Origin of the sequence: Amycolatopsis balhimycina FH 1894, assembly GCF_000384295.1 — a bacterium.
Classification (GTDB): domain Bacteria; phylum Actinomycetota; class Actinomycetes; order Mycobacteriales; family Pseudonocardiaceae; genus Amycolatopsis; species Amycolatopsis balhimycina.
In genome coordinates this window covers 3,582,257-3,594,952 of sequence record NZ_KB913037.1, presented here as the reverse complement: position 1 = coordinate 3,594,952, position 12,696 = coordinate 3,582,257, and the positions used below count along the sequence as shown (strand labels likewise).

Genomic DNA, 12,696 nt, shown 5'->3' with positions numbered 1-12,696 from the left:
TCCGAGAGCGCTCCCGGACATCTGGCGCGGGAACGGGATCTTCGGTGAGCCGACGGTAGCACCGGGCCCCCGGCGTCCGAGTGGGCCAAGCGGGTCGTCTGTACTGAAAACGCTTTCAGAGCTGGGAGTGCCGGGCCAGGTTTCGACAGTGCATACTCATCCGGCGCCGAAGCGCCTGGACGACGTCCCGTTCCCGTTCCGCGGCCGGGTGGTTTGGCTGACCCCCGAGCAAGGCGGCCGCACGACCGGTCCGCCCCGGACGAGCGAGCACGGTGTCTACGCCGCGAACGCCTTCGTGCCACCGAGAACGGCGGGCTCCGGCCTGGCGTCTTTCGTGCTTCGCGACTTCGAACCCGGCGCCTCGGTGACAGCCGCGATGGGCGCGCCGGCCGTACGACCTCCGCCATGCCGCCGTGAGCACCTGGCTGGCCCGCCGGAGTGCCGCCGCGACGGTCGCACTGTGGGCGGGCCAGTCGGTTGCCGTGCTGCTGAGGTCTACGCCAGCGTCCTCGACGGAGGGAGGAGGCCGCCAAGCGGCAGATCGAGCGTGTGCTCGGCACTCCGCCGCGGTGGGCGCGCACACGCATCGCACACAGACGCCCGGATTCGGCCATAGTCCGCCGTGGTCAGCCGGGTAAGACGCGAATCGGCCCCTACCGCGTTCTCGCTGGTAGGGGCCGGTTTTGCGTGTTCAGACGGGGTGCCCTCGGCAGGATTCGAACCTGCGACACCTGCCTCCGGAGGGCAGTGCTCTATCCCCTGAGCTACGAGGGCCCATCGCTGGGCGACTCCGAAAGCTTAGCGCATCTTCCGCGGCCGCTGCGGGCAGGTTCCTCGACCGGTATATCCGCTGGTCAGGTCCGTGAAGTTGATCGATTCACCACGACGTCGCTAGCGTGGGAAGCCCACCCGAAGGAGCGGACATGGCCGAGCCCTTCCAGGTAGTCCTCGACGAGGGCGACGTCGCCGATCTGCGGGAGCGGTTGCGGCGGACCCGGTGGCCCGAGGCCGAGACCGTCGGGGACTGGTCGCAGGGGGTTCCGCTCGCCTACCTCCGCGAGCTGTGCCGCGACTGGGGTGAGGAGTACGACTTCGGCTTCGCCGCGCGGCTCAACGCTTTCCCGCAGTTCCGGGCCGATGTCGACGGTGTCGGGCTGCACTTCGTGCACGTCCGGTCGCCGCATCCCGAGGCGTTTCCGCTTGTCCTCACCCATGGCTGGCCCGGGTCCGTGCTGGAGTTCCTCGATGTCCTCGGGCCGCTCACCGAGCCCGAAAAGCACGGCGGGGATCCCGCCGACGCCTTCCACGTCGTCGCGCCGTCGCTGCCCGGGTTCGGGTGGAGCGACAAGCCCGCGCTGAAGATCCCGCGGGTCGCCGAGCTGTGGGACCGGCTGATGACGTCGCTCGGCTACGACCGCTACGGCGCCCAGGGTGGCGACTGGGGCGCCGCCGTGACCAACGCGCTCGCGCCGTTCGGGCGGGTCGCCGGGGTGCACGTCAACTTCGCGCCCGTGCGGCTGGACGTCGACGACCCGACGCCCGCGGAGCGCCGGGCCCTGGCCGATCTGCAGGAGTTCCGGCGGACCGGCAGCGGCTACTCCGGCCAGCAGGGCACGCGCCCGCAGACGCTCGGCTACGGCCTCACCGACTCGCCCGCCGGCCAGGCCGCGTGGATCGTCGAAAAGTTCCTGGCCTGGACGGACAACGACGGCCACCCGGAGGACGCCGTCGACCGGCAGAAGATCCTCGACGGCATCTCCGCGTACTGGTTCACCGCGACGGCGGCCTCGTCGGCGCGGATGTACTGGGAGAACAGCGGAGGCAATCCGTCCACTGTGGATGTTCCGGCCGGGGTTTCGGTGTTCCCGAAGGAAATCGTACGGCCGTCGCGGCGTCAGGCCGAGCAGCGCTACACCGATCTGCGGTGGTTCGAGGAACTGCCCGCCGGCGGTCACTTCGCCGCGCTCGAACAGCCGGCGTCGTTCGTCGAGCAGGTCCGCGGCTTCTTCCGGCTGGTGCGCTAGGCGAGCCAGCCGGCGGTCATCCGCTGCACGGCCGAGCCGTCGCGGTCGGCGAACTTGATCGCCGCGAAGTCCTCGGCCCACTTCGACGTCTGGATCCGGAACGCGGGCGCGTCCGCCGTCATCGCGTCCAGGATCACGGCGGCGACCTCGTCGGCCGTCTGGGCGCTCTGGAAGTTCTCCGTGACACTGGCGATGTAGGACCGCAAGGATTCGGTGTACGGCCCCGCTTCGGTGAAGAGCCGTTCGTCGAGGCCGACGTTGTTGACGAACTCGGTCGCGACCGCGCCCGGCTCGACGACGCACACGGTGACGCCCTGGGCCGCGGCGACCGGCGCCAGGGCTTCCATCATGCCTTCGACCGCGAACTTCGCCGCGCAGTACGCCTCGTTGAACGGCTGGCCGATCACGCCGCCGACGCTGCTCACCGTGATGAGGCGGCCGCTACTGGCGCGCAACGCCGGCAGCGCGGCCTTCGTCGCCTCGACGACGCCGAAGAAGTTGACCTCCATCGTCTCGCGGACCGCGGAGACCGGCTCCTGCTCGATCGTGCCGATGTGGCCCGCGCCGGCGTTGTTGACCAGGACGTCGAGCCGGCCGTAGTCGGCCAGGACGCCCTCGAACGCCGTGCGGACGGACGTGGCATCGGTGACGTCGAGCGGGCGGATGTCCAGCTCGACGCCGGCGTCGGCGGCCGCCTTGCGCAGGCGGTCGGCGCGGGCGGGGTTGCGCAGCGTGGCCACCGTCCGGAAGCCCGCGCGGGCCGCCTGAACCGCCGTGGCGAGGCCGATCCCGGTCGACGTGCCGGTGATCAGGGCGACGCGGTCGTTGCTCATCTCGGAACCTCGATGTGATTCAGGTAGATGATGATTAATGTAGTGAACTAAAACCACTATAGGCATGGATGGTTCACGTAGTCAACTATCGGCCTACACTCGGCGCATGAGCGCTGACCCGATCACCGACGACGTCGTGACCCTGCTCGGCCGGATCGTCGACCGGTTCGTCGCCTCGTACGAGTCCGCGGCCGCCGCGCAGGGGCTGACGACGGTCCAGGCCAAGGTGCTCGCCGCGCTGGGGGAGCCGCTGCCGATGCACCGGATCGCCGAGAAGCTGAAGTCCGAGCGCTCGAACGTGACCGGGATCATCGACCGGCTCGAGGCGCGCGGCCTGGTGGAGCGCCGTCCGGACGAGCGCGACCGGCGGATCAAGAACATCGTGGCCACGCCCGCGGGTGCGGTGCTGGCGCGAAACTTTCGGAGGTCGCTGGGGTTCGCGGCCGAACCCCTTGCCTCGCTCGAGGCCGCCGACCGCGTCAAGCTGCGTGACCTGCTGCGCCGGATGGTCGACGTCGAAGCGTGACGAGTCCGTCCGCTGGGAAGCCCCGCCTGGTGGATTGGTCGCCACGGGCGCGCCGGGGTAGCTTTCGGGTGGGTGAACTTAGGCTGCCCTCTGTTGCATATATGCGCATCTGACTATATGTTTGGCCGGACGGAGAACCGGGAACGGAGGCGGAATGGGGCAGGGACACGGTCACGGGCACGCGATCGAACCGGCGAGCGCGTCGGGCCGGTACGTCCGGAGCCTCGCCATCGCCCTCGGCGTCGGCGCCGGCTTCATGGTGCTTGAGTTCGTCGTCGGCTTCACGACCGGCTCGCTGGCCCTGATCTCGGACGCGGCGCACATGTTCACCGACGTCCTCGGGGTCGGCATGGCCCTGACCGCCATCGTCCTGGCGCGGCGCAGCAGGCCAACGGTCAGCCGTACCTTCGGGCTCTACCGCGCGGAGGTGCTCGCGGCGCTCGCCAACGCGGTCCTGCTCTTCGGCGTCGCGGGGTACGTCCTGGTCGAGGCCATCGGCCGGATCGGCGCCCCACCCGCGGTGCCTGGCCTGCCCGTCCTGCTGGCCGCGACGGCCGGTCTGGTGGCCAACCTCATCTCGTTCGCCGTGCTGCGCTCGGGCGCGAAGGAGAGCCTCAACGTCCGCGGCGCGTACCTCGAAGTGCTGGCCGACCTGGTCGGCTCGGTCGGCGTGCTGATCAGCGGCGCGCTGACGCTGTTCACGGGCTGGCGCTACGCCGACCCGATCATCGGTGTCGCGATCGGGCTGTTCGTGCTGCCCCGCACCTGGGCGCTGGCCAGGCGCGCGCTGCGCATCCTCTTCCAGCACGCGCCGCAGGGCGTCGACGTCGGGGCGGTCAACGCCGAGCTGTCCGCGCTGCCGGGGGTGGCGGACGTGCACGACCTGCACATCTGGACGCTCACCTCGGGCATGGAGGTGGCCTCGGCACACCTGACGCTCGCACCGCCCGCGAAGCAATCGGACGTGCTGACGGAAGCGCAGAACCTGCTGGCGTCCCGGTACGCGATCGAGCACGCCACCCTGCAGGTGGAGGCGCCGCACTGCGCGCGCCGCTGCCAGGAACTCTCCTGGTGACGCTGTAACAGCGGCCCGGCCCGGGGAGACTGTCCGGAGACGACTCGACTCTGGGAGCGGTGTGCGGTGGCGATCGAAGCTGTGGAACTGGTGGTGACCGCGTTGGCGGCGGGCGCGGCTGCGGGGGCGAAGGACACGGCGACGGCGGCGGTGAAGGACGCGTACGCCGGCTTGAAGTCCGGCGTGCGGCGTCTCCTCGACCGTGAGGAGCTGGCGGACGATCCCGGCGAGCTGGCGGCGGAGTTAGCCGCGGTTAACGTGGGCGACGACGCCGAGGTGCTCGAAGCCGCGCGGGCCGTGCTGCGCGAGGCGGACCCGGACGGCACGCGCGCGGGGAAGTACAACGTCACGGTCACCGACTCGAAGGGTGTGCAGATCGGTGACGGCAACACGATGAACCTCACCTTCTGACCCTCCGATGACCGAGGATTCCGCGCCCCGGATCCACCTCGCCGGCAGCCGCGGCGTGCAGATCGGCGACGGCAACACCATGCACGTCCACCCGCGGATCGCGTGGGGGTCGATGTGGCCGGATTCCGGCGCGGACGGTGGAGTTCACCGGTCGTGAACAGTTGTTAACTGGTTTGCGAGACGCACTGTGTTCGGGGGAGCCGGCGGTCGTGCAAGCCGTCCAGGGGATGGCCGGCGTCGGCAAGACCACGACGGCCCTGGAGTACGCCCACCGCTACTACGACGACTACGACGTGGCCTGGTGGGTCCCGTCCGAAGACCCGGATCTCATCGCCGGGCGCCTGGCCGACCTCGCCCGTGCGCTGGACCTCGCCACCGAACAGGACTCTTCCGAGGTCGCGCTGGCCCGGCTGCTGGGCATGCTGCGCGCGCGTGACCGGTGGCTGCTGGTGTTCGACAACGCCGAGGACGCCACGACGCTGCAGCCGTTCCTCCCCGGCGGCGATGGGCACGTGATCATCACGTCCCGGAACCCGGACTGGGCCGGGGTCGCCGCGAGCCTGCCGGTGCGGGAGTTCACGCGTCCCGAGTCGGTCCAGTTGCTGCGATCGCGGCTTCCTGAGCTGAGTGACGCGGATGCCGACCGGGTCGCCGAGGTGCTCGGGGACCTGCCGTTGGCGGTCGACCAGGCCGCCTGGCTCCTCGCCGCGAACGGGTGGACTGCGGACGCCTATCTCGAACTGCACGCTCAGCGCATCGAGGAACTGCTGGACCGGCGCGAACGAACCAGCGGGTATCCGACCTCGGTCGCCGCTGCTTGGACCCTGTCGTTCGAGTACCTCGAACGACACCATCCCGCGGCCCTGCTTGCGCTGACCTTCGTCGCTTGGCTGGCTCCGGAACCGGTGCCGCTCACGTTGCTGACTCAGCAGGCTGATCAGCTGCCCGAAGAGCTGGCGGCGGTCGTGCGCGATCCGCTCGCGTTCGCCGACATCACGACTGTTTTGCGGGTGCGCGGCATGGCTGATGTCACGGCGACCACGGTGCAGCTCCACCGCGTGCCGGCGGCGTGGTTGCGTGCACGCGACGGCGACCATGACTGGCCCGTGATCGCTGTTCGGGTTCTTGAAGCAGGGCTTCCCGCCTACCCGTGGAACAACCCCGCGTCGTGGCCACTTTGGCGACAGTTGTTGCCTCATATCCTCGCCGTGACCGACGAAACCCGTGATCTGACAGCCGTGTGCAAGGAAGTCGCGAACGTCCTCGACCTTGCGTCCGTATATCTACGCAGCCGAGGCGATTATCGAAGTGCTTTGCCGTTGGCCGATCGGAGCTATCGGTCAAGTCGTGATTTGTTCGGGAACGACCATTCCGGCACCCTCCGACGCGCACACAACCTCGCCGGGGTCCTCGCCGACTTGGGTGAACATCGGCAGGCTTTCGAACTCGACACAGCGACGTATGCCCGCCGCAAGAGTCTACTGGGTGAAGATCATCCCGACACCCTCTTCTCCGCCCACAACCTGGGTGCTGCTCTCGCCAATCTGGGTGAGTACCAGCAGGCCCGTGATGTCTACCGGGACGTTCTCGCTCGCAGCGAGTACGTACTCGGCGGAAACCACCCCGATACCGTCGCTACCGCCCGAAACCTCAGAGCCCTCGAGAAAGCGGACTAGGCGGGCAGTGGCTGGGCGCTGCGGGCGGAGAGCATCAGCTTCATCTGGTCCATTTCCGCGCCCTGCGAGGTCAGCATGCTGTTCACCAGGGCCTTCAACGCCGGCAGGCTCGAATGCGACGCCGCGTACTGGGCCATCGCCGTGCCGCCCTGGTGGTGGCGGAGCATCAGCTGGAGGAAGTAGACGTCCAGCTGCTTGCCTGACAGCGAGCGCAGCTTGGCCAGCTCCGCGTCCGTCGCCATGCCCGGCATCAGCGGGCCGCCCGCCGGGTTCAGCGAGGACGGGGCCATCGACATGCCGCCGTCGTGGCCCTGCATCGGCTCCGTCATCCACTGCATCGGTGCGCCGATCGGCTGCTCCGGCTTGTCCCACAGCATGAGCCAGCCCTTCATGCGGCCGACCTGCTCCAGCTGGGTGCGCTCGATGTCGAACGCCAGCTGGCGGACCTCCGGGTCCGTCGAGTGGTCGCGGGCCCAGCCGGCCATCGTCACGGCCTGCAGGTGGTGCGTCGACATGTCCTGGGCGAAGCCGACCTCGACCGACCCGGCTGCCGGGGTGGCAGCCGGGTCGCTGTCGATCGTCCGGGTGAGGAACATTCCCGCCGTCGCGCCGATCAGCAGGACCGCGAGCAGCGTCCCGCCGATGATCACCCAGCGCGACCAGGCGGGCTGCTCGGTGCCGGCCTCGGTTTCTTCGGACGTCACTTGGTCGGCGTCGCCGAGGGTGCCGGGGCGCCGGTGGAAGGCGCGGGAACACCCGAAGGCTGCTGGTTCATGCCGCCCTGCTCCTGCTGCGCGCCCGCAGTGCCCTTGTAGTCCATCGGCTTGGCGTCCTTGCCCGGCTTCGACGGGTCGAACGGCGGCGGGTTGTCCGGGTCGAACTGGCCGGGGCCGAGCGCGTCACACGAGGCGCCGACCTCGGGGTAGACGCCGTTCGGGTTGGTGCGCAGGGCCGCGATGAACTCGTCGATCCGGGCGTCGTTGACGTCGTCCACCTTCAGCTGGTGGCCCCACGACTGCAGCGAGATCGGCTTGTCGAGGCCCGGGTAGGGCGACATCATCGTGTACGGCTTGCCCTTGGCGCGGACACTGAGCAGGTTCAGCGCGTCGCCGGTGATCTGCTGCGGGTTGTAGGCGATCCACACGGCGCCGTGCTCGAGCGCGTGCACCATGTTCTCGGTCCGCACCGCGTTCGGGTAGACGATGCCGGTGCAGGCCGCCCAGTAGCCGTCGTGCGGGCCGCCGAACGGCGGGGTCTTGTCGTAGGCGACGCGCTCGGTCGGGAGGATGTGCACGCTGCCCTTGTAGTCCGCGGTCACGACGCCGGGGATGCCCTTCGAGGGGTCCGGGTTCGACGCGGACGGCGCGAACGACGCGGCGGCGGCCTCGCGGTCGGCCTGCTCACGCTTCGGCGCCGACTGCACCATGTAGTAGATGATCACCGAAGCGGCCAGTGCCACGATGGCGACGACGGCGATGATCGTGCCCCAGGGCGTGCCCTTCTTGCTCACCACGGAACCGCGGGCCGCCTTCACCGCCGACCCCTTTTTCCGAGTTGTCCCGTTCGCCATGGCTCCCGCGTTCTCCCTCTGGTGGCTGCGGACGGATTCCCGCCCCGGCCAGTGTAGGGGCCACCCGTCTGATCACCGTTAACACCTCACAGTGCCACTGGCCGTGACATGCCCGAGACCGCTGCGAGCGCCGGACCTGGGCACACCTAGAATTCGGCAGGTGACTCCCGCCGCTCTCGCCGACCTGGTCCGCAGCTCCGCCGTGCAGGTGCTCGCCGCACGCGGCATCGACGACGCCGTGCTGCCGGAGCAGGTGACCATCGAACGCCCGCGCAACCCCGACCACGGCGACTACGCGACGAACCTGGCCCTCCAGGTGGCCAAGAAGGCCGGGCTGAAGCCCCGCGACTTCGCCGAGGCGCTGGCCGAGGCGGTCTCGGCGGACGACGGCGTCGCCTCGGCCGAAGTCGCCGGCCCCGGGTTCCTCAACTTCCGGCTCGCCGCGGCCGCGCAGGGCGACATCGTCCGCCAGGTGCTCGACGCCGGCGCCGCCTACGGGCGCGGTGACGCGCTGGCCGGCACCCGGATCAACCTCGAGTTCGTCTCGGCGAACCCGACCGGCCCGATCCACCTCGGCGGCACCCGCTGGGCCGCGGTCGGCGACGCGCTGGGCCGGGTGCTGGGCGCGCAGGGCGCCGACGTCACCCGCGAGTACTACTTCAACGACGCCGGTGCCCAGATCGACCGGTTCGTCCGGTCCCTGATCGCCGCGGCGAAGGGCGAGCCCGCGCCGGAGGACGGCTACGCGGGCGGCTACATCAACGACATCGCCGCCGAGGTCATCAAGGCCGAGCCGAGCGCGCTCTCCCTCCCGGAGGCCGAGCGCCACGAGACGTTCCGCCGGATCGGCATCGAGCTGATGTTCACCGAGATCAGGCAGAGCCTGCACGAGTTCGGCACCGACTTCGACGTCTACTTCCACGAGAACTCGCTGCACGAGTCCGGCGCGGTCGACGCCGCCGTCCAGCAGCTGAAGGACTCCGGGAACCTCTACTTCAACGAGGGCGCCTGGTGGCTGAAGTCGTCGGAATACGGCGACGACAAGGACCGTGTCGTCATCAAGCAGGACGGCAACCCGGCCTACATCGCCGGTGACCTGGCCTACTTCAAGGACAAGCGCAACCGCGGCTTCGACCTCTGCATCTACATGCTCGGCGCGGACCACCACGGCTACATCGCCCGCCTGAAGGCGGCGGCCGCGGCCTTCGGCGACGACCCGGCCACGGTCGAGGTCCTCATCGGCCAGATGGTCAACCTGGTCAGCGACGGCAAGCCGGTGCGGATGTCCAAGCGCGCGGGCACCGTGATCACCATGGAGGACCTCGTCGAGGCCGTCGGCGTCGACCCGGCCCGCTACGAGCTGATCCGGTACTCCGTGGACTCCACTTTGGACGTCGACCTGGACCTGCTGCGCAAGCACTCCAACGACAACCCCGTCTACTACGTCCAGTACGCCCACGCGCGCCTGTGCACGATGCTGCGCGGCGCCGCGGACCTCAGCCTCAAGTCCACTGAGGACGCCGACCTGGGCCGGCTGACGCTGCCGGTCGAGGGCGACCTGATCCGCACGATCGGCGAGTTCCCGGAAACCGTGCGCCGCGCCGCCGAAATGCGGGAGCCGCACCGGATCGCGCGTTACCTGGAGGAGCTCGCGGGCGCGCTCCACAAGTTCTACGCGGTCCGCGAGGCCCGCGTGCTGCCCAAGGGCGACGAGGAGGCCACCCCGGCCAACTACGCCCGGGTGGCTCTTTGCGAGGCGGCGCGCGTGGTGCTCGCCAACGGCCTCGCGCTGGTCGGTGTCTCCGCTCCGGAACGGATGTAAGAAATGGCGCACCCCGCGGGCCCACGGCACGCCGACGTCTATACCCACGCCGACACCTCCGGGCTTCAGCCGTCCGGGGTCGAGGAACTCGACAAGCTGCCCGCGAAAGTGTGGCCGCGCAACACCTTCCGCGGCAGCGACGGCGTCGTCCGGATCGCCGGCGTCGACGTCCGCGAGCTCGCCGAGCAGCACGGCACGCCGCTGTTCATCGTCGACGAAGCCGACTTCAAGTCCCGGTGCGCGGACTACGCCGAGGCGTTCGACGACCCGTCGCTCGTGCACTACGCGTCCAAGGCGTTCCTGTCCATCGAGATCGCCCGCTGGGTGGCCGAGCAGGGGCTGAGCCTGGACGTCTGCAGCGGCGGCGAACTGGCCGTGGCACAGCGCGCGAACTTCCCGGCCGAGCGGATCACCTTCCACGGCAACAACAAGTCGCCCGCGGAACTGGAAGCCGCGATCCTCGCCGGTGTCGGGACGGTGGTGCTCGACTCCTACTTCGAGATCGCCCGGCTGGCCGACATCGCCGCCCGCCACGATGTCGTGCAGGCCGTGCTGATCCGGGTGACCGTCGGCGTCGAGGCGCACACGCACGAGTTCATCGCGACCGCGCACGAGGACCAGAAGTTCGGGTTCTCGCTGGCCTCCGGCGACGCCGCCGAAGCCGTGCGCCGCGTGCTTAACGCTCGTTCACTCAAGCTGGTCGGCCTGCACAGCCACATCGGCTCGCAGATCTTCGACGCCGACGGCTTCGAGGTCGCCGCCCGCCGCGTCGTCGGGCTGCTCGGCGACCTGGCCAAGGAGCACGGCCCGGAGCTGCTCGACCAGCTGAGCCTGGTCGACCTCGGCGGCGGGTTCGGCATCGCCTACACCGAGAAGGACAACCCGCCACCACCGGCGCAGATGATCACGCAGATCCGCGAGATCGTCCGCAAGGAGTGCGCGTACGCGGGCCTGCCGGTGCCGCGCATCGCCGGCGAGCCGGGCCGCGCGATCGCCGGTCCGGGCACGATCACGCTCTACGAGGTCGGCACGATCAAGGACGTCTCTCTCGGGGACGACCTGTCGCGCCGGTACGTGAGCGTCGACGGCGGGATGAGCGACAACATCCGGACCGCGCTCTACGACGCGGTCTACGACGTCCGGCTGGTTTCCCGCTCCGCGGCCGACAACGACCAGCCGGTCCCAGCCGTGCTGTCCCGGGTCGTGGGAAAACACTGTGAATCCGGCGACATCGTCGTACGAGACTGCTGGCTGCCCGACACGCTGGCTCCCGGCGACCTGCTGGCGGTCGCGGCGACCGGCGCCTACTGCTACTCGATGGCGAGCACGTACAACCGGCAGCCGCGCCCGGCCGTGGTCGCGGTGCGCAACGGCAGCTCCCGGCTGCTGCTGCGGCGGGAGACGACCGACGACATGCTGCGCCTGGAGGTCTGAACACAGTGGCTGCCCCACAGGAAGGTGCCATCAGGGTCGCCCTGCTCGGCTGCGGAACCGTCGGCGGCGAGGTCGCCCGGCTGCTCACCGAGCAGGCCGGCGAGCTGGCCGCGCGGGCGGGCGTGCCGGTCGAGCTGGCCGGTATCGCGGTCCGCCGCCCGGACAAGCACCCCGAGCTGCCGCCGGAGCTGCTGACCGCCGACGCCGAGAAGCTCGTTACATCGGACGAGGTCGACGTCGTGGTCGAGCTGGTCGGCGGGATCGAGCCGGTGCGCGGCTGGCTGCTCGCCGCGCTGAAGGCCGGGAAGTCCGTCGTCACGGCGAACAAGGCGCTGCTGGCCGAGCATTCCGCGGACCTGTTCGAAGCGGCCGACGCCGCGGGCGCCGACCTGTACTTCGAAGCCGCGGTCGCGGGGGCCATCCCGCTGCTGCGCCCGCTGCGGGAGTCCCTCGCCGGCGACCGCATCACCCGCGTGATGGGCATCGTCAACGGCACCACCAACTACATCCTGTCCGCCATGGACTCCAGCGGCGCCGGCTACGCCGAGACGCTCGACGAGGCCAGCCGGCTCGGGTACGCCGAGGCCGACCCGACCGCCGACGTCGACGGCTACGACGCCGCGTCGAAGGCCGCGATCCTCGCTTCGCTGGCCTTCCACACCCGGGTGACCGCCTCGGACGTGCACCGCGAGGGCATCGCCGATGTCACCGCGGCCGACCTCGGCGCGGCCCGGATACTCGGCCGCACGGTGAAGCTGCTGGCCATTTGTGAGCGGGTCACCGACGACGACGGTGTCGAGTCGGTTTCCGCCCGTGTGCACCCGGTGATGATCCCGCGCAGCCACCAGCTCGCCGGCGTCGGCGGCGCGTTCAACGCCGTCTACGTCGAGGCCGACGCGGCGGGCGAGCTGATGTTCTACGGCCAGGGCGCGGGCGGCGCGCCGACCGCGAGCGCGGTGCTCGGGGATCTCGTCGCGGTGGCCCGCAACCGGGTCGTCGGTGGCCGCGGCCCGCGCGAATCCGCGCACGCGGCGCTGCCGGTGCGGCCGATGGGGCAGACCCCGACCCGGTACCACGTAAGCCTTTCCGTCGCCGACCGCGCGGGTGTGCTGGCCCAGGTGGCGCAGGCGTTCGCCGACCACGGCGTCAGCATCGCGGCGGTCCGGCAGAGCGACGTCGGCGACCGCGCGAGCCTGGTCGTGGTGACCCACCAGGCCCCGGACGCCGCCCTCGAGTCCACTGTGGACGAAATCAGCCGGCTCGACGTCGTCCACGAAGTTGTCAGCGTGATGCGGGTGGAAGGCGAAGACCAGTGAGCGACGCTT

Annotated in this window: 12 protein-coding genes and 1 tRNA gene; 9 read left to right on the top strand and 4 right to left on the bottom strand. The window is 70.1% G+C overall.

The annotated features are described in order from the left end of the window. Positions 1-701: 701 nt before the first annotated feature. Positions 702-774, bottom strand: a tRNA-Arg gene (locus A3CE_RS0115530). A gap of 149 nt (positions 775-923) precedes the next feature. On the opposite strand from A3CE_RS0115530, the gene A3CE_RS0115525 reads away from it, so the two are divergent. After that, complete coding sequence (locus A3CE_RS0115525; RefSeq protein WP_020641014.1) at positions 924-2,024, top strand: epoxide hydrolase family protein; 1,101 nt, start codon at positions 924-926, stop codon at positions 2,022-2,024. Here A3CE_RS0115525 and A3CE_RS0115520 read toward each other — a convergent pair. Continuing rightward, complete coding sequence (locus A3CE_RS0115520) at positions 2,021-2,857, bottom strand: SDR family oxidoreductase (protein WP_020641013.1); 837 nt, start codon at positions 2,855-2,857, stop codon at positions 2,021-2,023. The genes A3CE_RS0115525 and A3CE_RS0115520 overlap by 4 nt on opposite strands. Before the next feature lie 106 nt (positions 2,858-2,963). On the opposite strand from A3CE_RS0115520, the gene A3CE_RS0115515 reads away from it, so the two are divergent. From A3CE_RS0115515 to fxsT, 5 genes are all read left to right on the top strand, one after another. After that, positions 2,964-3,383, top strand: coding sequence for a MarR family winged helix-turn-helix transcriptional regulator (locus A3CE_RS0115515; RefSeq protein WP_020641012.1), 420 nt, complete (start codon positions 2,964-2,966; stop codon positions 3,381-3,383). Positions 3,384-3,537: 154 nt separating this feature from the next. Continuing rightward, the gene (locus A3CE_RS0115510) at positions 3,538-4,458 is read left to right on the top strand and encodes a cation diffusion facilitator family transporter (protein WP_020641011.1); all 921 of its coding nucleotides are present in this window, start codon (positions 3,538-3,540) and stop codon (positions 4,456-4,458) included. Positions 4,459-4,524: 66 nt separating this feature from the next. Next, entirely contained in the window at positions 4,525-4,869 is a 345-nt protein-coding gene (locus A3CE_RS0115505; RefSeq protein WP_020641010.1) for an RIP homotypic interaction motif-containing protein, read from the top strand. Between the two features lie 7 nt (positions 4,870-4,876). Continuing rightward, complete coding sequence (locus A3CE_RS58630; protein WP_020641009.1) at positions 4,877-5,026, top strand: RIP homotypic interaction motif-containing protein; 150 nt, start codon at positions 4,877-4,879, stop codon at positions 5,024-5,026. Beyond that, positions 5,007-6,545, top strand: a complete 1,539-nt coding sequence (gene fxsT, locus A3CE_RS58625; RefSeq protein ID WP_084641576.1) for an FxSxx-COOH system tetratricopeptide repeat protein — start codon at positions 5,007-5,009, stop codon at positions 6,543-6,545. Before A3CE_RS58630 ends, fxsT begins: the two co-directional genes overlap by 20 nt. Here the strand turns inward: fxsT and A3CE_RS0115490 are convergent. Both A3CE_RS0115490 and A3CE_RS0115485 read right to left on the bottom strand, forming a co-directional pair. Continuing rightward, the gene (locus tag A3CE_RS0115490) at positions 6,542-7,249 is read right to left on the bottom strand and encodes a DUF305 domain-containing protein (protein ID WP_020641007.1); all 708 of its coding nucleotides are present in this window, start codon (positions 7,247-7,249) and stop codon (positions 6,542-6,544) included. The genes fxsT and A3CE_RS0115490 overlap by 4 nt on opposite strands. Beyond that, positions 7,246-8,079 carry a thioredoxin-like domain-containing protein gene (locus tag A3CE_RS0115485; protein ID WP_020641006.1) on the bottom strand — a complete coding sequence of 278 codons (834 nt, stop codon included), beginning with the start codon at positions 8,077-8,079 and terminating at the stop codon, positions 7,246-7,248. The genes A3CE_RS0115490 and A3CE_RS0115485 overlap by 4 nt, the downstream gene beginning before the upstream one ends. Before the next feature lie 196 nt (positions 8,080-8,275). Here A3CE_RS0115485 and argS point away from each other — a divergent pair, with 196 nt between their 5' ends. Genes argS through A3CE_RS0115470 form a run of 3 tightly spaced genes read left to right on the top strand, consistent with a single transcriptional unit; the run spans position 8,276 to position 12,687 of the window. Further along, positions 8,276-9,937: an arginine--tRNA ligase gene (gene argS, locus A3CE_RS0115480; RefSeq protein WP_020641005.1), complete on the top strand. Its 1,662-nt coding sequence runs from the start codon at positions 8,276-8,278 to the stop codon at positions 9,935-9,937. A gap of 3 nt (positions 9,938-9,940) precedes the next feature. Further along, on the top strand, positions 9,941-11,371 hold the full coding sequence (gene lysA, locus A3CE_RS0115475) for a diaminopimelate decarboxylase (RefSeq protein WP_020641004.1): 1,431 nt from the start codon (positions 9,941-9,943) through the stop codon (positions 11,369-11,371). Between the two features lie 5 nt (positions 11,372-11,376). Continuing rightward, entirely contained in the window at positions 11,377-12,687 is a 1,311-nt protein-coding gene (locus tag A3CE_RS0115470; RefSeq protein WP_020641003.1) for a homoserine dehydrogenase, read from the top strand. Positions 12,688-12,696: the final 9 nt, after the last annotated feature.